Raw genomic sequence first — 22,990 nt, 5'->3', positions numbered from 1 at the left:
TGCACTGGTAAATTGGGTAAAGTTACTAATGTCAGAGCAAATTTCTCTTCAAGCCGACGTTCCAACCGAATTAGGTGGTAAACGTCTAGACCAAGTATTAGCACAATTGTTCCCTGATTATTCACGTTCTCGTATAAAAACGTGGATTTTGGATGATAAAATCACCGTAGACGGTGAAATTTTCAACACACCACGCGAAAAGCTACTAGGGGGTGAAGTTGTAAATGTTGAAACAACAATTGAAGCACCACGCGAATACGAAGCACAAGATATCAAATTAAACATTGTTTATGAAGACGATGATATTTTGGTAATTAATAAACCAATGGGCCTAGTGGTTCACCCTGGTGCTGGTAATCCTAATGGGACAGTATTAAACGCATTACTACATTACTACCCTGAAATAATTAACGTGCCACGCGCAGGTATTGTGCATCGTTTAGATAAAGACACGACCGGTTTAATGGTTGTAGCTAAAACTATTCAGGCCCAAACGCATTTAGTGAAAGCACTACAAAAGCGTGAAAACTTCACGCGTGAATATGAAGCATTGTGTAATGGTACTATGACCGCAGGTGGTATGGTTGAAAAACCAATTGGGCGTCACCCAACTCAGCGTACTCATATGGCTGTACATGAAATGGGTAAACCAGCAATTACGCATTACCGTGTTGCTGAAAAGTTTCGTGCTCATACACGCTTGCGCTTACGCTTAGAAACAGGTCGTACGCATCAAATTCGTGTACACATGGCACATTTAAATCATCCGCTAATAGGCGATCAATCCTATGGCGGCCGTCCTCGCCCACCTAAAGGTGCAACACCTGAGTTGTTTGAGTTACTTCGCAGCTTTAGACGCCAAGCACTACATGCTGTAAAATTGAGTATTGCTCACCCAATTACAGGTGAAATGATGACATGGCAGGCACCTATTCCAGACGACATGGTTGCTATGACAGTCGCTCTTCGTGAAGATACCAAAGCAAACCCTGATATCGATAGGTAATGAATTTGTTATCAGCTCCATGGCAGCGTCTTGATAGTGTAGCTACGCTCAGTACTACACGTGAAGGTGGTGCATCAAAAGCGCCATTTTCAAATATGAACTTGGGGCTTCATGTAGGTGATAACAAAAGGCACGTGTTAAAAAATCGAACTTTACTAAACTCACATCTACCGAACCCCGCAGTATGGCTTAATCAAACACATAGTGCTGAGGTTGTTGTTGTTGACGAACAGTTTGATTTTTCTATATTACAGGATGGCGATGCGTTATTTACAACCCTAATAAACCAGCCTATCGCAATAATGACTGCAGACTGTTTGCCTATTTTAATGACGAGTAGCAACGGTGGTGAGGTAGCTGCTATTCATGGTGGTTGGCGTGGGTTAGAGCAAGGTATTATTAAAAATACACTTAGTTATTTTAAAACTAATAACGAGAATATATATGCATGGCTAGGTCCTGCTATTGGTCCGACTAAGTTTGAAGTAGGTATTGATGTATTTGATTTATTCAAAGCACATTCTGTTTTATTCACCCAAGCATTTCAGCTACAACAAAATCAAAAATATTTAGCAGATATTTATTTAATAGCGCGTATTCAATTACAAATATTAGGAGTGAAAAATATTAGCGGTGGGGAATATTGTACTGCTTCTCAAAAGGAGCTGTTTTTTTCTTACCGTCGTGATGGTCAAACGGGTCGTATGGCAAGTTTGATCTGGCGCAAATAAAGTGTGCTTTTGTGATTATATTTATCACCGCACCTTGAACAATTCTATTAACATACCCATTTATTAAGCAATTAGTTTATTAATATAGGTAAACCTTCATGCGTTTAGATAGATTTACAAGCAAATTTCAATCTGCGCTTTCTGATGCGCAATCTTTAGCGCTTGGTCGCGATCATCAATTCATTGAACCTGTACATTTAATGTATTCGTTACTCAAGCAAAGTGGCTCTAGCGTTCGTGCATTATTTGCACAGTTCGGAGTTAGCGTTGATGAACTCAATACAAAGCTTTCTCAAGAAATAGAAAAAATATTTAAAGTAGAAGGTGTCGGTGGTGATGTACAGCTATCAAATAATATGGCTTCACTTATTAACTTATGTGATAAGTATGCACAAAAACGTAAAGACAAATATATTTCAAGTGAGTTATTTGTACTAGCTGCATGTGATGATAAAGGTCCTCTTGGTGATATATTTAAGTCATTAAATATTACCTCGACTAAAATTGAGAGTGCTATTAAGGCGATTCGTGGTGGTCAAAAGGTAGATGACCCAAATGCAGAGGAAACCCGTCAAGCGCTTGAAAAGTTCACAATTGACCTTACTGAACGTGCAGAACAAGGTAAGCTTGACCCGGTTATTGGCCGCGATGACGAAATTCGCCGTACAATTCAGGTCTTACAGCGTAGGACTAAAAATAACCCCGTATTAATCGGTGAGCCAGGAGTCGGTAAAACTGCGATTGCAGAGGGGTTAGCACAGCGTATTATTAATGGTGAAGTGCCTGAAGGTTTAAAAAACAAACGTGTTCTATCGCTTGATTTAGGTGCACTAGTCGCGGGTGCTAAATTTAGAGGTGAGTTTGAAGAGCGTTTAAAAGCAGTATTAAATGAGTTGGCGAAAGAAGAAGGCCAAGTTATTTTATTTATTGATGAAATACACACTATTGTAGGTGCGGGTAAAAGCGATGGGGCAATGGATGCAGGCAATATGCTAAAACCAGCATTAGCGCGTGGTGAATTACATTGTGTCGGTGCAACAACGCTTGATGAATACCGTAAATACATAGAGAAAGATGCAGCCCTTGAACGTCGCTTTCAAAAGGTACTCATCGAAGAGCCGTCAGTTGAGGATACTATTGCAATATTGCGAGGATTAAAAGAGCGTTATGAGCTACACCACTCAGTAGAAATTACTGATCCAGCGATTGTGGCTGCAGCTCAGTTATCTCATCGTTACATTAGCGACCGTCAGTTACCAGATAAAGCAATTGATTTGATAGACGAAGCGGGCTCATCGATTAGATTACAAATCGATTCAAAACCAGAGTCATTAGACAAGCTAGAGCGTCGTATTATCCAGTTAAAGTTAGAAGATAATGCGCTCGCGAAAGAAAAAGACGAAGCAAGTCAAAAGCGTCGCACCGAAATGCAAGAGTTAATTACTGACCTTGATGCACAATATCGCGAGCTAGATGAGATATGGAATGCTGAAAAAGCATCGCTTCAAGGCACTCAAGTTATTAAAGCAGAGCTTGAACAAGCTAGATTAGATTTAGATGTAGCGCGAAGAGCAAGTGATTTACAGCGCATGTCAGAGCTTCAATATGGACGCATCCCTGAGCTTGAAAGAAAACTTGATTTAGCCTCACAAGCCGAAATGCAAGAGATGACCCTGCTTAAAAACCAAGTCGGTGAGGATGAAATTGCTGAGATCCTATCTCGTTGGACAGGTATTCCTGTTGCAAGAATGCTACAAGGGGAGCGTGAAAAGCTACTGCAAATGGAAGATAAGTTACACAGTAAAGTAATAGGACAAGATGAAGCCGTTGTTGCTGTTTCTAATGCAATACGACGTTCACGTGCTGGACTTGCGGATCCTAATCGTCCAATAGGTTCTTTCTTGTTTTTAGGTCCAACTGGTGTGGGTAAAACAGAGCTCACAAAAGCATTGGCTGGCTTTATGTTTGACACTGAGGATGCCATGGTGCGTATTGACATGTCTGAGTTTATGGAAAAGCACTCAGTTGCACGTTTAGTAGGTGCTCCTCCTGGCTATGTGGGTTACGAAGAGGGGGGGTATTTAACCGAAGCTGTACGTCGTAAGCCTTATTCAGTAATACTGCTTGATGAAATAGAAAAAGCACACCCTGATGTATTCAATATACTACTGCAAGTATTAGATGATGGTAGATTAACTGACGGGCAGGGTAGAACGGTTGATTTCAAAAATACTGTTATTATCATGACTTCAAATTTAGGCTCAGATATTATCCAAGAACAAGCTAATAATAATGATTATGCGACACTTAAAGCGAAAGTAATGGAGGTATTAATCAATGAGTTTAGACCTGAGTTTATTAATCGTATTGATGAAACCGTAGTTTTCCACCCTTTAGCTAATGAGCACATAAAAGAAATAGCTGATATTCAATTAATGAAATTACGTGAACGTTTAACTGAGATGGGATATCTACTAGAAATAAGTGATGCAGCTCTTGAAAGAATTGCAGCAAGTGGCTTTGATCCTGTATACGGTGCTCGTCCTCTTAAGCGTGCAATTCAACAGACGATTGAAAACCCATTAGCGCAAAAGTTGCTCAATGGGGATTATCTACCAGGCAGTGTTATTGTTATTGATGTAAGTAATAACGAGTTAGTTTTTTCAGCTCGGTAAAGCCAATTATAAAAAAAGCCGCTTAAAAATGGTCCCAATTCTGTTGGGACCATTTTTAAGCGGCTTTTTTTATTTAATTAAACTTTAAATGTGAGTAGAAGATCATTAACCTTTCTTGAGCCTTCGACTAGTTCGGCAGCACCTTTAGCAACATTAAAACTCAGTGCCAAGTTGTCATCACCTAAGCCTTTAATCTGTGTAACATTACTTCCTATGTCAGTACTTACAATCTGTTGTTGTTCAGCTGCTGCTGATATGTCAGTTGCCAGTTGTGATATTTCACTGATTTTTACAAAAATTTCATCAAGCTCGGTTTGAGTTTGCTCTGTTGTATTTACACATGTATCAGCTTGAGACTTAGTGCTTTGCATTATTTTTGACCAGCTAAATAGTGTATCTTGAATTTCCTTAATTGAGCTATGAATTTGTGCTGTAGCATTTTGCGTACGTGATGAAAGAGCCCTTACCTCATCTGCAACTACGGCAAAGCCCCTGCCATGCTCACCTGCACGAGCAGCTTCAATTGCTGCATTAAGCGCTAATAAATTTGTTTGCTCAGCAATACCTTCAATCTCACTCATTACTTGGCCAATTTTGTCAGCCTCAGATGCTAGACTGTTTGCCGTCGTGGCAGCTTGTTCTACTTGAGTCGCTAAGTCAGAAACCATCTCACTGTTTTCGGCGATATGGTGTTTTATATCAGAACAGCTCTGATGAGTAATATTAACTTTATCGGCAGTGTGATTGGTGTTGTTCGATATTTCGCCAATTGTTGAGCTCATTTGTGCCATTGCTGAAGCTATTTGTTCAAGGCGCAGACCTTGTGATGCTATCCCCTTTTCTGTAAGTGCCGATTGTTCATCTAAGTGCATCGCGATATTGTTAAAGCTTAGTGTAGAATCTTTCATTCGGCCTAAGACTGTACGCAACTTAGCATTTAGCATCTGCTCTCTATAATCACTAATACTATGTGGTGTATTACCGCTATATATGTAGCGAGATACAGAGTCGGCTTTGTCTTTTTGTTTGCGCAAAATTTTAGGTGTAACTACTAATTCATCAAAGTTAAGAGTAACAATTAAAGTACACACTAAGAGGCTTATTAAAGCACTGCTTAGAGAGACCCAAATGGCAAGAGAGATTAGAGAAACCAATACAATAAAAAAGCTAATTGTTTGTCTAAGCTTGTGATGCTCACGAAAGCTGAATATAGGCTTACCTGCATTGATTTTATCGTACAGATTTTGTGCTCTTTGTTTTAATTGTTGGCTAGGTTTAGCTCTAACTGATTGATAGCCGATAAGTTGGCCATGCTCGAAAATGGGAGTTACGAATGCATCAACCCAATAATAACGACCATCTTTACAGCGGTTTTTTACCATACCACGCCAAGAATGACCTTGCTTTAGCGTTTCCCACATTTCTTTAAAGGCTGCCTTGGGCATATCAGGGTGACGGACAATATTATGATTTTTTCCTACAAGTTCTTCAGCACTGTACCCAGCTATTGAGCAAAACTCTTGATTAGCATAAGTGATTACACCTCTTAAGTCTGTTGTAGACACGAGCTCTTGTGATTGCTCGAAGTTGATTTCTTCGTTGATTAAGCTTTTATTATTGCGCATTGTCTTTATTATCATCCTTTATTGTTGGCGCTATTATATTGGTTACTAGGTACAAAGCAAAAAAAGTGACGCATTGCTAAGAACTCATTGGGAAAATCATTGCTTTTTTTGATCTAGATCAAATGTAAAAATAATAAAATTAACCATCACGTTGAGATTATTTTAGGAAAGTTACGGTCTATTATTCATGTTTATTATATAGTAGTTGGGCTTAAATATATGGCTGAGAAATTATAATAACGTTTAATGACTACGTAGAAGCATAGGCTCAATTTAATAGTGTAATTTAGCCCAAGCTGATGTAAAAATAGATAAATAGTTATTAATTTTCGAAAATTTATATTGTTCCTAGTAATTTAATCTTGAGTCTAAGTAATTAGCCCCCATAACCTTATGATTAAGCCACGTGGCCCGAGGAAAGATTTTTTGACAACACATGATTTAGCTAACGCACTTGAAGCGTTATCAGTAAATGAGCACCAACATGCAGTTAAAGGCATTAAACGTGGCATAGAGCGAGAGTCGCTAAGAATACAAGAGAATGGTGCTATATCGCCTAAAGGCCATCCAAAAGGGGTGGGCAGTGCGTTAACTAATGGTCATATTACAACTGATTTTTCTGAGTCTTTACTTGAATTCATTACTCCAGTTAGTGAGTCGTCAACGCAAACTCTTAAGCAATTAAAAGACCTTCAAAAGTTCACTTTAGAAAAGATGGACGATGAACTGCTTTGGCCTATAAGTATGCCATGCTTTATTGAACACCAAGATGATATTGTTTTAGCTCAATTTGGTAGTTCAAATACTGGTCAAATGAAAACACTATACCGTGAAGGATTAAAAAATCGTTACGGAAGTATGATGCAAGCAATTGCGGGTGTTCACTTTAATATTTCATTTCCAGATACGCTTTGGCAGTCACTTCATTCGTTACAACAAAGCAATGCAAACCTTCAAGATTTTATTTCAGAAGGTTATTTGGCGCTTATTCGTAATTTTAAACGTGAACTATGGCTAATAAGTTACATGTTTGGTGCATCGCCAGCATTATGTAACTCATTTTTACAAGGTCGAAAAACCGATTTACCATTTAAAAAACTAGGTAAAGGTACGCTTTACTTAGAAGTTGGTACGGCACTGCGTTTAGGCAATTTAGGTTATACAAATAGCGCTCAGTCGTCACTACGCGTAATGTATAACTCGTTAGATGAATATGTAGCAGGCCTTAAAAAAGCAATCAACACACCATCAGAGATTTATGGTGATCTTGATGACTATAAGAGTGAAAACCCTAAACAATTAAATAAAAATATTCTGCAGATTGAAAACGAATTTTACTCGCCGATCCGCCCTAAGCGCAATGCTAAAAGTGGCGAAACGCCAACGGATGCATTGCTTCGAGCAGGTATTGAATACGTAGAGATTCGTGCATTAGATGTTAATCCGTTTAGCGAAGTCGGTATAGATATAGAACAAATTCACTTTTTAGATGTGTTTTTAACATATTGTTTATTAAAAGATTCAGCTCCAATGGATTGCAAAGAACAAGCTCGGAGTACTGAAAACCTCGATACAGTAGTAAATCAAGGCCGAGAAGAAGGGCTAATGCTTAACTTTAATAACACAAAACGTAGTCTTCAGTCGTGGGGCGATGAAATATTTACCCAGCTCACTGATGTCGCTAAATGGATGGATAATGCTTATGATGTTAATTATTACTCCGGTACTATAAAGCGCATGGCAACATGGGTTCATAATCCAGAGCAAACTTATTCTGGACGATACGTTTCACAATTAAAAGAGTCTGGTCTGGATAATGGGCATTTTGCTTTAGCATTGGCTAATAAGTATAAGCAAAGCCATACTGAAGCAGATTATAGTGAGTTTTTAAAACCTTGGCTGGAACAACAAGTTGTAGAGTCTAACGAAGCACAAACTGCAATTGAGCAAGCAGATACCCAGTCATTTACCGCCTTTTTAGATGCGTATTTTGGTGGTAAATAATCTTAATACCTAGCAAAATTTAAGCAAAAAAACGCAGCCTAAGTAGGCTGCGTAAATATATATTCAGGGATGAACTAATGCTGTACTGCTGCATTCATTGAGTCAGACCCACACTTTTTAGAAAAGTTCTGTGAGATCTTAGAAAAATGAAAAAAAATGCAATTATTTTATCTCTTGCCATTACTTTAGCCGGTTGTGCTACAGCGCCTCCAAAACAACCTAATGATTTATGTAAAATCTTCGAAGAAAAGCCTGATTGGTATTTTGACGCAAAAGACGCGCAAGAAAAATGGGGTTCACCTAAGCATGTACTCATGAGTATGATGTACCAGGAAAGTTCCTTTAAGCATGATGCCGCTCCACCTATGGAGTACTTCTTATGGATAATTCCAACCGGTCGCGCAAGTGATGCTTATGGTTACTCACAGGCTAAAACACCAACATGGTCAGATTATATTCGTGAAACAGGTAACAATGGTGCTGATAGAGACGACTTTGATGATGCAATCGACTTTATGGCGTGGTTTGTTTATAAAACTCATAAAGTTAATGGTATTTCAAAATGGGATGCTTACGCGCAATACCTTAATTATCATGAGGGGTGGGGTGGGTACAAAAATGGCACATACAAAAAGAAAAAATGGCTAATGAGTGTTGCTAATAAAGTTAAGTACCGTGCAAGCCGATATAGTATCCAATTAAGGCGCTGTGAAGATGAGCTTGATAAAGGATGGTTTCAACGATTGTTTTTTTAGTTATATGAATAGCGGGTAAACATTTTAAGGTAATTCTTTAAAATGTTTACCCATACACTCTATAAACTAATTACGAGGTAGTTGAATTTTTTTCTCAACACTTTGGCGGTAAAGCACAATAGTGTGACCAATTGTTTGTAGTTTAGTCGCGCCGGTTTCACGAATAATAGCATCAAAAATTAATGCTTTAGTTTCTCGATCGTCAGTGGGTACTTTCACTTTAATTAATTCGTGAATTTCTAATGCACTTTGAATTTCGACTACTACGCCTTCGGTTAAACCGTTAGAACCTAGTAAAACTACAGGCTTAAGGCTATGTGCCTGACCTTTTAAAAACTGCTTTTGTTTGTTTGATAATGTCATGTTTATACAAATTTTGCTGAATATGGCTTGAATTAAGGGTATTCTAACGCCATCTAAAGAATATTACTAATTAGTTGCGTGTTAATTTATGACAAATAAAAAACAGTCAGCCAGTTCACAGCGTTGGCTGAAAGAACATTTTGATGATAAATATGTTCAAGAAGCGCAAAAAAAAGGCTGGCGTTCAAGAGCGGTTTTTAAATTAGATGAAGTACAAAATAGAGATAAGTTACTTCGCCCGGGTATGGCCGTGGTCGACTTAGGGGCCGCTCCTGGTAGTTGGTCTCAATATTTGGCTGAAAAAGTGGGTGACAAAGGCCAAGTTGTTGCGTGTGATATATTACCTATGGACTCACTGGCGGGCGTTGACTTTTTACAAGGCGACTTTCGTGAAGAGGCAGTACTAAATGCATTGTTAAAACGCATTGATGGTAAAAATGTTGATGTGGTACTCTCTGACATGGCACCAAATATGAGTGGCAATAACTCGGTAGATCAAGCTGGTAGCATGTATTTAGTGGAACTCGCGCTAGATATGTGTAATCAAGTTTTAAAGAAAAATGGCGCATTTATTGTTAAAGTTTTCCAAGGAGAAGGCTTTGATCAATACTTGCAGGATGTACGTAATAGTTTTAAAGCAGTGAAAATACGCAAACCTGATGCCTCACGTGCCCGTTCTCGGGAAGTTTATATAGTAGCGACTGGATACAAACTGTAGTACAGTTGCTTGGCGTTTAGTTGAATTTAAATTAATTGGATACAAGAGGTTAACCCCTTGAGCGATATGGCGAAAAATTTAATACTATGGCTGGTGATTGCAGTTGTGCTGATGTCAGTCTTTCAGAGCTTTAATGGTGGCGAGCAAGTTGATCGTCAAACAAGTTACACTCAATTTGTTAAAGATGTCCGCAGTGGCTCTTTACAAGAAGTTATTATTGACCGTGGTACAGGAAATATTACTGGTACTAAAAGCAGTGGTGAACGTTTTCAAACAACGATGCCAATGTACGATGAAGATTTAATTAATGACTTACTTAAAAATGATGTAAATGTGAAGGGTGTACAACCTGAGGAACAATCATTCTTAGCGAGCATATTTATTTCTTGGTTCCCGATGATACTGCTTATAGGTGTATGGATATTCTTCATGCGTCAGATGCAAGGCGGCGGCGGTAAAGGCGCTATGTCATTTGGTAAAAGCAAAGCTCGCTTAATGAGCGAAGATCAAATTAAAACAACTTTTGCAGATGTAGCCGGTTGTGATGAAGCGAAAGAAGATGTTACTGAATTGGTAGATTTTTTACGCGACCCTTCTAAGTTTCAAAAGCTTGGTGGTAGTATTCCTAAAGGCGTACTAATGGTTGGTCCTCCTGGTACAGGTAAAACATTGCTAGCGAAAGCGGTGGCAGGTGAAGCAAAAGTACCATTTTTCACAATTTCAGGCTCTGACTTTGTTGAGATGTTTGTAGGTGTGGGTGCATCACGTGTTCGTGATATGTTCGAACAAGCTAAAAAAGCAGCGCCTTGTATTATCTTTATAGATGAAATTGATGCTGTTGGTCGCAAACGTGGCGCAGGCATGGGTGGCGGTAATGACGAGCGTGAACAAACATTAAATCAAATGCTAGTAGAGATGGATGGTTTTGGTGGTAACGAAGGCATAATTGTTATTGCGGCGACTAACCGCCCAGACGTACTAGACCCTGCATTGCTTCGTCCAGGTCGTTTTGACCGCCAAGTAGAAGTAGGATTACCAGATATTCGCGGCCGTGAACAAATACTTAAAGTCCACATGCGTAAAGTCCCATTAGGCGACAACGTAGAAGCGGCTGTTATTGCACGCGGTACACCAGGCTTTTCAGGTGCTGATTTAGCAAACTTAGTAAACGAGGCTGCACTTTACGCTGCACGTGGTAATAAACGTGTTGTAAGTATGGCTGAATTTGATGCAGCTAAAGATAAAATCATGATGGGTGCAGAGCGCAAAACCATGGTGATGAGCGAGCAAGAAAAAGAAATGACGGCTTACCACGAAGCAGGCCACGCAATTGTTGGTCGTATGGTGCCAGAGCATGACCCTGTGTATAAGGTATCTATCATTCCACGTGGTCGTGCGCTAGGTGTAACAATGTACTTGCCAGAGCAAGACCGTGTTAGCCACTCTAAAGAGCTGTTAGAGTCTATGATATCAAGCCTTTATGGTGGCCGTATTGCTGAAGCGCTTATATATGGTGCTGACAAAGTAACAACCGGTGCAAGTAACGATATTGAGCGCGCAACTGATATTGCACGTAAAATGGTTACACATTGGGGTTTAAGTGAAAAGCTTGGACCGTTACTCTACGCTGAAGATCAAAACGAAATGTATATGGGTGGCGGCGGTAGTCGTGCATCGAACATGTCTGATGATACGGCTAAAGTAATTGATGCTGAAGTTCGTTTGTTCTCAGATCGCAACTATCAACGAGCAGAAGATATATTAAAAGAAAATATTGATATTCTTCACTCGATGAAAGACGCACTGATGAAATATGAAACAATCGATGCTAAACAAATTGATGATTTAATGGCTCGTCAGCCAGTTCGTGAACCTCGCGATGCGCATGACCGCCATGAAGCTAAGCCTGAAAAAGCCCAAGCACCTCAAGAGCCGGTTATTGAAGAAACTCAAAAACCAGATGATTCATCAAAAAAAGATGAAACAAACCTTGATGATAAAGCTGAATAATCGTTAAAATAGTTTAAAAGCCCCGTACTTCGGGGCTTTTTTGTATCAACTATTTAGAAATAAAAATAAAAGGTTGGCGATGACTACCGTATTAAAGCTTCCAAGGGGCCGTGAGCTCAGCCTAGAAACCCCAGTGATTATGGGAATATTAAATGTAACGCCAGATTCTTTTTCTGATGGTGGGCAGTTTATAGACCCCGTTACAGCGCTTAATCAAGCTATGCAATTGTTAAATGATGGTGCACTAATAATTGATATTGGCGGTGAATCTACCCGTCCTGGTGCCCCAGATGTATCCCTTGAGGATGAGCTTGCGCGCGTCATTCCCGCAATTAAAGCCATTCGTGAGCACAGTGACTGTATTATTTCTATAGATACAAGTAAGGCAAAAGTAATGGAGCAAGCTTTATTAGCCGGGGCCGACATTATAAATGATGTTAGAGCACTTCAAGAAGAGGGCGCATTAGAGGTTGCAGCAAAACACAGCGATGTGGCTATTTGTTTGATGCACATGCAAGGGCAACCTCGTAGTATGCAATCAGCCCCTTATTACAATGATTTATTTTCAGAGATAAACACTTTTTTTACTCAGCGTATTAACGCATGTGAAACAGCCGGGATTAAGCGAGAGCAGCTTATTCTTGACCCAGGATTCGGATTTGGAAAAACATTGAGCCATAATTATCAAATATTGGCCCAGTTTAATGACTTTAATATATTTGGCTTACCCTTGCTCGCTGGTTTATCACGTAAGTCGATGATAGGTAATTTATTAAATAGAGACACGAATGAACGCCTAGCAGGTAGTTTAGCTGGTGCTTTAATAGCAGCGCAAAATGGCGCAAAAATTATTCGTGTACACGATGTAAAAGAAACCGCAGATGTACTAGGTGTATATCAAGCATGCGATAAAGGAATTATACAATGAAAGAAAGAAAGTATTTTGGTACTGATGGCGTACGCGGTTTAGTAGGCACAGCTCCTATAAATCCTGAATTTGCAATGAAATTAGGTTGGGCTGCAGGTCGAGTATTATCGCAAAGTGGTACTAAAAAAGTAATTATAGGTAAAGATACGCGTATTTCGGGCTACATGCTTGAAACTGCACTTGAGGCTGGTTTAATTGCCGCTGGTATTGATGTTGTATTACTGGGTCCAATGCCGACACCTGCCGTTGCGTATTTAGCGCAAACATTTCGTGCTGAGGCAGGCATAGTAATTAGTGCCTCACATAACCCTTATTACGATAACGGTATTAAGTTTTTCAATGGCCAGGGTTTAAAGCTTGACGATGAAGTAGAGCTTCAAATTGAAGCTATGCTTGATGAACAGATGACGTGTGTAGCGTCTGATAAATTAGGAAAAGCGTCGCGTTTAGTTAGTGCAGACGGTCGTTATATAGAGTTTTGTAAGAGCCAGTTTCCTCAAGGGTTGTCTTTAGAAGGTCTTAAAATTGTTGTTGATTGCGCAAATGGGGCTACATACCATATAGCTCCTTCTGTAATGCGGGAACTTGGCGCAGAAGTTATAACACATGCATGTGAGCCTAATGGGGTTAATATTAATCAGGAATGTGGTGCTACTCATGTTGATACTTTAAAACGTAAAGTGCTTGAGTATAAAGCTGACGTAGGTATTGCATACGATGGTGATGGCGATCGGGTAATGATGGTTGATCATAATGGTCGTGTATTCGATGGTGACGATTTAGTTTATATTATTGCTTGCCAGGCTGCCGAAGATGATATGTTGGGTGGAGGTGTGGTCGGCACTGTAATGTCTAACATGGGTCTTGAAAATGCTTTAAAAGCAAAAGGTATCGAGTTTGCTCGTAGTAAAGTGGGTGATCGCTATGTAATGGAATTACTACAGCAAAAAGGCTGGAAAATTGGTGGTGAGAGTTCAGGCCATGTATTAAATTTAGATTTAATTAGCACGGGTGATGGCATTATATCAAGTTTGCAAGTACTTGCTGCTATGGTTGCACAAAACCGTACATTACAAGATTTGGGTGCCGGTTTTACTAAATATCCAATGAAAATGATCAATGTGCGTTATATCACTGGAACTGATCCGACAAAAGCGCCAGAGGTACTTTCAGCTGTAGCAGAAGTTGAGCTTGCTTTAGGCGACAAAGGTCGAGTTTTACTTCGTAAGTCAGGTACTGAACCTGTAGTTCGTGTTATGGTAGAAGCCGAGCAAGAAAAAATTGTAATAGACAGCGCACAAAAAATTGCAGCTATTGTAGAATCTATGAGCAAACAGACTGATTGATAACAATAACCTCTTGTAACTTTGGGCGAGAAAAGTTAATATTTCGCCCGCTTTCTAATGTGGAGTGGAAAATGGCAGTACGCAAAGCGATGGTCGCAGGCAACTGGAAAATGAATGGTTCGTTAGAGCTAGTTAAACAAATGTCTGACGCTATTAACAATGTGAAATCACAAGAAATGGACATTGTTTTATTTCCTCCATTCCCACTTGTACCAGCAATGATAGCTAGTGGTGTTCCTACAGGGGCTCAAACTGTTTCTGAAAATACACCCGGTGCGTTTACTGGTGAAGTAGATGGGCTGCTTTTAAAAGATTTAGGTGTAACTTACGTACTCGTTGGTCACTCTGAACGCCGCAGTATTTATAACGAAAGTAATGAAACTGTCGCTGAAAAGTTTGCTAGAGCACAAGATGTTGGGTTAACACCAATTTTATGTGTTGGCGAAAGTGAAAGTGAGCAAGAAAGCGGTCAAACCAAACAAGTAGTTGCTGCACAAATTGATGCAGTAATTGAAAAATTAGGTGTAGCAGCACTGAAAGATTCTGTGATAGCATACGAGCCCGTTTGGGCCATAGGCACAGGTAAGACTGCATCGCCAGAGCAGGCACAAACTGTTCATAAATTTATCCGTGATAAAATTGCTGCACTTGATAGCACTTTAGCACAAGGGCTTTCCATCTTATATGGTGGTAGCGTTAATGAAAAAAATAGCGAATTATTATTTGCGCAAACAGATATAGATGGCGGCTTAATTGGCGGCGCAAGTCTAAAAGCAGAATCTTTTACTGCAATCTGTAACAGTGCAAAAGGGACTGTATAAGATGTACGAAATTTTATTAGTAGTTTATTTAGTTGTGGCTTTAGCTCTAGTTGGAATGGTTTTAATTCAACAAGGTAAAGGCGCAGATATGGGTTCTTCGTTTGGTGCTGGTGCATCAGGAACGGTTTTTGGTTCATCAGGTGCTGGTAACTTTATGACAAAAACAACCACAAGCTTAGCAACAGTATTTTTTGTTTTAAGCATTGTGCTAGGTAACTTAACTGCAGGTCAAATTAAAAAGACTGATGAGTGGGAAAACCTAGAAGCAACTCCTGCAGTAGAAACTGTAGTACCTGTTGAAGAAGATGTTCCGGTAACATCTACGAAAGAGCAAAGCTCTGACGTTCCGAACTAATTTAGCGTAATACTATTGTTAAACGATTTACACTCCTCAGGTAAATCATACTGTTTAACATTTGGTTAAAAAATTAAAAATGCGGATGTGGTGGAATTGGTAGACACGCCACCTTGAGGGGGTGGTGCTTTCGGGCGTGGGGGTTCAAGTCCCCCCATCCGCACCAAATTTAAAACCAGTAACAATAATGTTACTGGTTTTTTTTTGTATTTAAAATATTTCGTGAGTGTTTTTTGTTCGTCTATAGTCTGTTTTAGGTGAAAATTCTATTTTTTAGAAAAAAAATAGAGAAAAAACTAGAAATATTACAAATTTAGCTCACACTTATGAATATTAAGCCGATAAGAATATAGACAACAAAATAAGGTAGTAAAGCATGGGTTCAGGCTTCTCTTTTCAAAATTTAAGTATCACTAAGAAAATACATGCTATTACATGTATCGCAGTAGTGGCTTTCGTAGTGATTGTATTGATAAACTATTTAGCAATGAATGATAATAAGGTCTCCCTTGATGAAATGGGGAGTTCATCATATGAAATAGTAAAAATAACTTCAGAGAATGTAGTGCTTCTAGAGAAATTAGACGAGCTTTATACTCAAGCAGTTACTTTCGGGGAGCAAGATATTATTACTAAGGCGAATGATGTTTATAGTACTATTGAGTCTAATGTTGCCTTAATGACCCAGCTTAATAACTCCTACATTAATAACGATGTTATTAATGAATTATCAGATTATGAAAAAATCTCCTCAAGCATTGCTACAGGTATGGTTAATGGGACTGCTGATTTTAGTAAAATTCAGCAGCAAGCACAGCTTAAAACAAGTTTATATAGTTCTGTTTTAGAAAGTTTTAAAGGTGCCCAACAAAAAGCTGATAATCGTTTTTTTGAGCTGGTTGCAAATACCAAAGCGCGTTCTGATGAGGCATTAACCTTAATGTTAGTTGTATCCATCATTTCATTAATGTTACTACTACTCATGGCTATATGGATTGCTAAAAATATAGGTTCATCTGCTAGTGATGCAGCTAACAACCTAAGTTTATTAGCAAGCGGTAACGGCTCTCTCAGCACACAACTATCAGTTAATTCAGAGGACGAAATCGGCCAAGTTTCTATTAACTTTAATGCGTTTATTTCTTTACTTAGAGAAACGGTTCTTGAAGTTATAGCTGTGTGTGAGCCTTTAATGGAAAACTCAACACGACTAGTTCAAGGTATGGAACAAGCGGAGCGTGCTACTACAAAACAAACGAGCGATGCCGAAATTGTTAAACAATCAATGGAAGAGATGAAACAGAGCGTAGGTGATATATCTCAATCTGCAGCCAATGCATCGCATGCGGCCGAAACAGCTGAAAAAGAAGTAGAACAAAGCCGTACACAGGTACAAATGTCTGTGACAGCTTCTCGTACACTTAGTGACGAAATAAACCAGGCCGCTTCAACTATAAATAAACTTGCTGATGACACAAAAAATGTATCTCAAATTTTAAATGTGATTACGTCTATTGCGGATCAAACTAATTTACTCGCCCTCAATGCTGCAATTGAAGCTGCTCGTGCTGGTGAGCATGGTCGTGGTTTTGCTGTTGTAGCTGATGAAGTTCGTGAGCTTGCTTCTCGTACTGCACACTCAACTAATGAAATACGTGAACTATTAGGTGCACTGACTACAGCTGCAAATGAGTCTGTAACGGCTATGACCTCAGCTCGAGATATGGCAACTGACAATGCAACAGCGGCTGAGAAAACGGGAATTTCAATTGAAAAAATAGCAGAGCAAATGTTAGAAATTAATGGTATGAATACACAGATAGCAGCAGCGACAGAAGAGCAAACATCTGTTGCTGCAATGGTTGTGGATAACGTTTCAAATATGCATCTATCATTTGAGGATACCATGACTTCTTTACTCGCTGTACGTGATGTTGCCAAAAACTTACATTACCTGTCTGATAACTTGCTCGATGCTACAGCTAAATTCAGAATAGAATAGCTCCTACCTAAAATAGAAAAGTAATTTCAATTGTTAGTGCCGTTCATTTAATGTGAGCGGCACATTTATTTTTAAAAAAGTATTTTTTAATTTCAGCTATTCAGTATTTCGGTCAGTACTTAAGGTTAAGATTGCACTGTAGGAGTGCTTTTAGGTTTAATGATTTATCAACACCATTCATATTTATAGACCCATAACTTTATATGGTTTATTTAGCATGCCGCTTTCATTTTGAACAGCTGATTCCCGTACGCGACAAAATTCACATTATTTTACAGGAAAAAGCTCCTTTAGCCTTGAATGACGCACGCCTAATTAGCTTATGAATCTATCACTTTAAACTCTATGCCATAAAAATCGAAGCCATTCATTGATGATAAGTTCCAGGAAATCAATTGAGTTTTTAAGCTGTTGATTTGAGTGTGAGAGAGTGTTTTAAAGCTCCATGCAAATTCGATAATGATTGGCCATCTGATTTTAATGGTTACAAGGCAGTAATCACTCTTACCCCATATCTAACAGAAGTGTTATCAATATATTCAGTATTTATTCACAAATAATTATTGGAGACCATTCATTAGTATGTTTTTCATACACAGCTGGAAATTTGAAAAGCTAAGACCAGGCAGAACAGTATAAGTTCAATATTTCTTTTAAAAAAAGAACTAATGAATTATAATGGTGGTATTAAATCAAACAAAAGGATTGTTTTTGTTTGGTGACAAAGAAATTTGCTAAATACAGACTACTCAAATCAAGGGTCAACATGAAATACATCTATATCTTTTTAACTTTAATATTATTAACCTGCTCTGCTCAAGCATCAGATGACTTTAAGATATCTGGCTTTGCCACCTTAAGTGCAGTAAAAACAAATAAACAAGACATTGAATTTATTCAGAACAATACTTTACCTAGTGGCGCTGATGATCATTGGAGCTTTGACAATGACACAGTACTAGGCATACAGGGTCAATACCAAATATCAGATAAATTATCTGGGGTAGTGCAACTATTATCACGCCGTAATTATAAGAATAATTACCAGCCATCATTGGATTGGGCTTATATCAGCTACAAATATAACCCAAATCTTCGTTTAAGAGCTGGACGATTTGTATCACCAGTATTTTTAGGCTCAGATACACGTAACGTTAATTACTCTAACGTTTGGGTAAGACCTGTAATAGATTTATATAGCCAAGCTACAATCAATAATATTGACGGTGTTGATGCTATATATAGCAACTTTATTGGTGACGGTGATGTGTCGTACCAGATACAAGCTTATGTGGGGAAATTTGATAAACTATACTTCCCTGGTAAAAGCTATATTAAATTTCACCATATGGCTGGTCTAGTTGGTACAGTACAGTACGATTCGTGGACTTTTAGAGCTGGTTACATGAATGCTCAACATTCTACGATTAGCGCTGAAGGTGATTACGTTCCAGGTGATATGAGAATGTTGGTTAGCACAGACTATCAATTAGGTCTTTCTATAGATCCTCAAAATGATAATTGTGCTGTAGGTGCTTGTTCTGATTTTGTACCAAATGCTGATGATGTATTTAATATTATCCAACGTAAACGTAGACCTTTTAATCTTACAAGCCTTGCTGTTGTATACGATAATGGTAGCTACTTTGGTCAATTTGAGTGGGCGCATAGAGAAGCACGCTCTTCTTTATCTAATGGTATAGCTGCTTATGGTATGATTGGTTATAGATTTGATTCACTTACTCCGTACATTGGTTACTCATACGCTAAGTCTTTAACTGAAAACTTCGCACTGGATGTTGATGCAGATTTAAAAGCTAGCCTTGATGCTCAAGTTGTTGGTTTAGGCAGTGAGCCACTTGAACAGTATGTTGTAAGAAATTCAAGTTCACGTTCAAATACAATTACAGCTGGACTTCGTTGGGATTTTTACAAAAAAATGGCTTTAAAAATGCAGGTTGACAGCTTTCGTCCTTTAAATAACGATGATCTTGCGACTGGTGGTTCAGGTTTTATTAACCGTACTAGTGAAGTGCTTTCAGCTACTGGTGAAAACATCATTGTATCAACAGTATCGTTAGATATTATTTTTTAAAGGGATAGGCCATGAGAATCTTTAAATCAATTTTCTTTTTATTAATCTTGTCGTTTATTGTAACAAATACAAGCGCTGCAGCATTGTCAGTCGTTGTAAATAAAAGTAATACTAGCGAACTTTCTGAGGGTCAAGTAAAAAACATTTTCATGGGTAAACTAGGACAGTTTAGTGATGGAACTGAAGCTGTGCCAGTATTGTTCGAAGCAGGAAAAGGAGCCAGAACTATATTTGATGACACTGTTTTACAAAGAAACACGTCTCAAGTAGATGCGGTATGGTCAAAACTTATCTTTACTGGACGAAGAACTCCTCCTTTACAAGCTAAAGATGTTAGTGAAGTTTTAAAAGCGGTTAGTTCTAATCCTAAAGCTATCGGTTACTTAGAAACCGCTGATGTTACAGATACAGTTAGAGTAATAGCTACTTTCTAGTACTCTAATTAATACAATATAGTAGAACTCTCGCCATACTGATTGCGAGAGTTTTTTCTTATAGTGAGTAGACTTTCCCCAAGTCTTTTAATTCAAATCTGTTTAACCACCTCAGATCCTAGCCTAAGCAATAACTAATACACTGAGCATAAGGTTAATTAGTGAGCCTTCCTTAGCTAAAAAACTTTTCTATAATTGTTTTAAATATTTATAATATCTGAGATCAGATTATAAGTTTAATCTAAGGTTTAAATTACCCACTGGTATAATTAAGTCATTATTTTATTTTTCCATAATAAATTACTTAACGGACTATCGAAAGTGAGAGGATTGACTTCTATTATTTGTGGAGGTAAGTGGCGTTTAATACCAATTCGCTTAAACATCTAATCTAACTCATATTATATAAAATAACATTCCAACGAATCGAGAACTTATAACTATCAAAACAGTTATTAAGACTTTTCAGAAAAGAAATAATATCCGCAAACGAATGCGATTATTTGCGGTTTTATTATTTTATATAAGAGATAGAAGAAGCGACATTGCTAAACGGTCAAACATTGCATGCATTAGCGTTAATAGACGGATATCTAGTTATTTAGAAATAGGATTAGAGAGTAAACCAGTCCAGGGGCGTCCATCTAGACTCAATTAAGCACAATGCGACAACTGGCTGAGTTCATAATAAAAAGTAGCATTTTCACGTGGAGTTAGCCTAACAGGGAAGCTATCATGTAATTTATAGGAGCAGAGTTTAGCGTTCATTATCATGTTCGTTATGTATATAAAGTACTGAAGCACTTAGAGTTTAGCTGGATAACCAGTTACTCTAAACACCCAAAACAACCACAAAAAACCAAGAGGTTTTAAAAAAGTGTTTACCGGAAACGATCTTCGCACTCTAGAGCATCTGTTATTAGGTTGCATAGATGTCTGGCTTCAGGATGAAGCGCGATTTGGGAAAAAACGAGAAGCAGGCTACGTGTTTTAAAGTAGCAACAGTTTGAGTATGGATACTTATTTGAAGAAGTATGTTCAGCAATCGGCAAGCATAGGCATTGACTAGCTCCCTTGAAGATGAAAGAAGCAATGAAACAGTACATAAATCAGATTTCACAACCCACCCAGCCTGGTATGTAGTTGTTATTATAAGTGGGGCTGGTTGGCATATGTACAATACTGCCATCTCATTCAATAATATTACCTTAATAAAGTTATAGCGGAACTAAATCCATTGAGCAAGTATGAATTTGGCTAACCCATATGCGAATTGGTATGAGTCGTAATACACTAAACCAAAAGTAAGAATAGTAAAATGAAGAATGATTTTTACAGCTTTTAAGGAAGATACCTGGACTTAAGTGTTTCCATATAGGCATGTTCAAAACAGAATAAATGAGATGAGCTACTAAATCCTTTTAACAGCTCAGTTTAAAATAGGTATAGTTTTATACCTATTTTCATTGATTAAAAAGTAGCAATTACTTTTACTTTATCGTTGGTTTTTGTACTATCAATATAGCCAATAGCATCACTATTAGTCGCGACAAAATCAAGAACTGCTTGATCTGATCCCAGCTTTTCAGGTGGAGTTCCTTTGCCTGTAAATACCAATTTTGACCAGTAGGCATTTAATTGACTGCTAGATTTTCCCACTACCTTATCATTGAACTCGTCAGCAATTGAAGTACCGTCTTGATTCACAGGGTTTACCTTGTCGCCATTACTAAATGACTTATTTTTACCTAGGTAAATCTTTTTAATTGTGTCTGCATCTACTTCACTGGTATTGCCGGGGTTAATAATAACAGCTATACCTGCAAGTGTATTGAATGAGCACAATGAAAGTGCACTAATTAAAATGAATTTTTTCATCATGATCTCCAATTAAAATACTAAATCAATACCAACAGCTACAACATCAGTGTCAGTGTCAGTTATATCGTCTTCAAAGCGGCTAAAATCGATTTTGAATGCAGCAGACGGATGAAAGTCATACCGAGCACCGATTGTATATACATTGCTTTGTGCACGTATGCCCTCTAATGCAAAGTTTACAGCACTATTTAAAGGTGGAATGCTTTCGATAGTATCAAAGCGTGATGATTTATGTTCATCATCATTTTCTTCAAAGGTAAAATGTACAATTACATCGTCAAGGCGGTAACCTAGAGAAACATAGAATTGTGTTTGTTCAGCTAAAAGACTATCTTCAACTTCAAACTGCGTATATTCGGCATCAAGCAATATATTTTCATAGTCAATTGAGAAACCAACACCAATAAATGTTGTGCTATCTTCTTCTGTAAGTAAGTCATTAGCTGTGTCGCTTAGGCCACTGCTATTGAGTACATCAATAAGTCCTAGTAGATCACTATCATCAGAGTAGATGCTTGTATCTGCAACAATGTATGCTGCGCGCGCACTAAACCAGTCATATGATAAGTTCCAGTTTAAACCGCCCAAATTATTTAATTCAGCAGGTAGATCATTGCCAAATACATCTATATCACCGTCAAAACTGCCATAAAATCCTTGTAGAGTAGAATCCCAGTCTCCAATTTGATTATTATAAACAACACTAAGACCTTCATAAGTTGAAAATGGGATCCCGTATACTGATTTAGGTGGGCGCACCCAGCGATAAGCATAACCTACATCTAAAAAGTCTGAATATTTATAAAATGGAACGCGCATTTTACCGGCGCTGAGTTGCAGCTCATCACTGTATTCATAAGTTACGTATGCCCATTCGAATGTAGCGTCAAAATCGTCTTCGCCACGTGCAATTATTTGCGCCGTTGCGGTTAACTTTTCTTGAAGATCGGCTGATAATTGTAAAGCGAACTTACTTTCATTTTTAAACGAGATGTCATCGTCGTATCCGTATAGAGCTTGATCGCTGTCTAGACTTTTACCGCCTACAATTGATGCAAAGCCGTTGATACGCACTTCAGCACTTGCATAACTTGATGCAAGTGCTGCACATACAGCTATTGCTATAGATAGCTTATTCATATGAATTTCCTATTTGTTATCTGGGTGTTAATTTCAGAAGGATTATAGAAGTGAATTTGGTTTTTATCTAATAAACTTAGCAAGTTAGTAAAAATATATTT

19 protein-coding genes and 1 tRNA gene are annotated in these 22,990 nt (G+C 38.2%); 16 read left to right on the top strand and 4 right to left on the bottom strand.

Annotated features, from left to right (window positions below; genetic code table 11):
* Positions 1-28: 28 nt before the first annotated feature.
* The 3 genes from rluD to clpB all read left to right on the top strand — a co-directional run bounded on the left by rluD (position 29) and on the right by clpB (position 4,412).
* The gene (gene rluD, locus V6260_RS09725) at positions 29-1,006 is read left to right on the top strand and encodes a 23S rRNA pseudouridine(1911/1915/1917) synthase RluD (protein WP_341593881.1); all 978 of its coding nucleotides are present in this window, start codon (positions 29-31) and stop codon (positions 1,004-1,006) included.
* On the top strand, positions 1,006-1,737 hold the full coding sequence (pgeF, locus tag V6260_RS09720; protein WP_341593880.1) for a peptidoglycan editing factor PgeF: 732 nt from the start codon (positions 1,006-1,008) through the stop codon (positions 1,735-1,737). The genes rluD and pgeF overlap by 1 nt, the downstream gene beginning before the upstream one ends.
* A gap of 98 nt (positions 1,738-1,835) precedes the next feature.
* Positions 1,836-4,412 (top strand): ATP-dependent chaperone ClpB, encoded by a 2,577-nt coding sequence (clpB, locus tag V6260_RS09715; RefSeq protein ID WP_341593879.1) that lies wholly within the window; start codon positions 1,836-1,838, stop codon positions 4,410-4,412.
* A gap of 77 nt (positions 4,413-4,489) precedes the next feature.
* Here the strand turns inward: clpB and V6260_RS09710 are convergent, their stop codons facing one another.
* Positions 4,490-6,037, bottom strand: a complete 1,548-nt coding sequence (locus V6260_RS09710; protein ID WP_341593878.1) for a methyl-accepting chemotaxis protein — start codon at positions 6,035-6,037, stop codon at positions 4,490-4,492.
* A 426-nt stretch (positions 6,038-6,463) separates the two neighbouring features.
* Here V6260_RS09710 and gshA point away from each other — a divergent pair, with 426 nt between their 5' ends.
* The gene (gshA, locus tag V6260_RS09705; RefSeq protein ID WP_341593877.1) at positions 6,464-8,041 is read left to right on the top strand and encodes a glutamate--cysteine ligase; all 1,578 of its coding nucleotides are present in this window, start codon (positions 6,464-6,466) and stop codon (positions 8,039-8,041) included.
* Between the two features lie 146 nt (positions 8,042-8,187).
* Positions 8,188-8,796, top strand: coding sequence for a transglycosylase SLT domain-containing protein (locus tag V6260_RS09700; RefSeq protein ID WP_341593876.1), 609 nt, complete (start codon positions 8,188-8,190; stop codon positions 8,794-8,796).
* 66 nt (positions 8,797-8,862) lie between these two features.
* Here V6260_RS09700 and yhbY read toward each other — a convergent pair whose 3' ends face one another.
* A complete protein-coding gene (gene yhbY / locus V6260_RS09695) occupies positions 8,863-9,159 on the bottom strand; it encodes a ribosome assembly RNA-binding protein YhbY (RefSeq protein ID WP_058548438.1) in 297 nt (98 codons plus the stop codon).
* A gap of 88 nt (positions 9,160-9,247) precedes the next feature.
* Between yhbY and rlmE the strand changes: the two genes are divergently transcribed.
* The 11 genes from rlmE to V6260_RS19670 all read left to right on the top strand — a co-directional run bounded on the left by rlmE (position 9,248) and on the right by V6260_RS19670 (position 20,741).
* Positions 9,248-9,877, top strand: coding sequence for a 23S rRNA (uridine(2552)-2'-O)-methyltransferase RlmE (rlmE, locus tag V6260_RS09690; RefSeq protein WP_341593875.1), 630 nt, complete (start codon positions 9,248-9,250; stop codon positions 9,875-9,877).
* A gap of 66 nt (positions 9,878-9,943) precedes the next feature.
* Positions 9,944-11,887 (top strand): ATP-dependent zinc metalloprotease FtsH, encoded by a 1,944-nt coding sequence (ftsH, locus tag V6260_RS09685; RefSeq protein WP_341593874.1) that lies wholly within the window; start codon positions 9,944-9,946, stop codon positions 11,885-11,887.
* A 79-nt stretch (positions 11,888-11,966) separates the two neighbouring features.
* Entirely contained in the window at positions 11,967-12,815 is an 849-nt protein-coding gene (folP, locus tag V6260_RS09680) for a dihydropteroate synthase (protein ID WP_341593873.1), read from the top strand.
* Positions 12,812-14,161 carry a phosphoglucosamine mutase gene (glmM, locus tag V6260_RS09675; RefSeq protein ID WP_341593872.1) on the top strand — a complete coding sequence of 450 codons (1,350 nt, stop codon included), beginning with the start codon at positions 12,812-12,814 and terminating at the stop codon, positions 14,159-14,161. Before folP ends, glmM begins: the two co-directional genes overlap by 4 nt.
* 71 nt (positions 14,162-14,232) lie before the next feature.
* Positions 14,233-14,982, top strand: coding sequence for a triose-phosphate isomerase (tpiA, locus tag V6260_RS09670; protein ID WP_341593871.1), 750 nt, complete (start codon positions 14,233-14,235; stop codon positions 14,980-14,982).
* A gap of 1 nt (position 14,983) precedes the next feature.
* Positions 14,984-15,337, top strand: coding sequence for a preprotein translocase subunit SecG (secG, locus tag V6260_RS09665; RefSeq protein WP_341593870.1), 354 nt, complete (start codon positions 14,984-14,986; stop codon positions 15,335-15,337).
* Positions 15,338-15,418: 81 nt separating this feature from the next.
* Positions 15,419-15,503, top strand: a tRNA-Leu gene (locus V6260_RS09660).
* Between the two features lie 210 nt (positions 15,504-15,713).
* Complete coding sequence (locus V6260_RS09655; RefSeq protein WP_341593869.1) at positions 15,714-17,339, top strand: methyl-accepting chemotaxis protein; 1,626 nt, start codon at positions 15,714-15,716, stop codon at positions 17,337-17,339.
* Positions 17,340-18,105: 766 nt separating this feature from the next.
* On the top strand, positions 18,106-19,434 hold the full coding sequence (locus V6260_RS09650) for a hypothetical protein (RefSeq protein WP_341593868.1): 1,329 nt from the start codon (positions 18,106-18,108) through the stop codon (positions 19,432-19,434).
* Positions 19,435-19,445: 11 nt separating this feature from the next.
* Positions 19,446-19,868, top strand: a complete 423-nt coding sequence (locus V6260_RS09645) for a phosphate ABC transporter substrate-binding protein (RefSeq protein WP_341593867.1) — start codon at positions 19,446-19,448, stop codon at positions 19,866-19,868.
* A gap of 744 nt (positions 19,869-20,612) precedes the next feature.
* Positions 20,613-20,741, top strand: coding sequence for a winged helix-turn-helix domain-containing protein (locus V6260_RS19670; protein ID WP_425355706.1), 129 nt, complete (start codon positions 20,613-20,615; stop codon positions 20,739-20,741).
* 597 nt (positions 20,742-21,338) lie between these two features.
* Here the strand turns inward: V6260_RS19670 and V6260_RS09640 are convergent.
* Both V6260_RS09640 and V6260_RS09635 read right to left on the bottom strand, forming a co-directional pair.
* A complete protein-coding gene (locus V6260_RS09640; RefSeq protein WP_341593986.1) occupies positions 21,339-21,746 on the bottom strand; it encodes a phosphate ABC transporter substrate-binding protein in 408 nt (135 codons plus the stop codon).
* Positions 21,747-21,758: 12 nt separating this feature from the next.
* Positions 21,759-22,889: a porin gene (locus V6260_RS09635; RefSeq protein WP_341593866.1), complete on the bottom strand. Its 1,131-nt coding sequence runs from the start codon at positions 22,887-22,889 to the stop codon at positions 21,759-21,761.
* Between the last annotated feature and the right edge of the window lie 101 nt (positions 22,890-22,990).

The organism is Pseudoalteromonas aliena, assembly GCF_038155085.1.
GTDB classification, from domain to species: Bacteria; Pseudomonadota; Gammaproteobacteria; order Enterobacterales; family Alteromonadaceae; genus Pseudoalteromonas; species Pseudoalteromonas aliena_A.
Note: the sequence above shows the minus strand (reverse complement) of the source record. Positions and strands in the feature narration are given on the sequence as shown.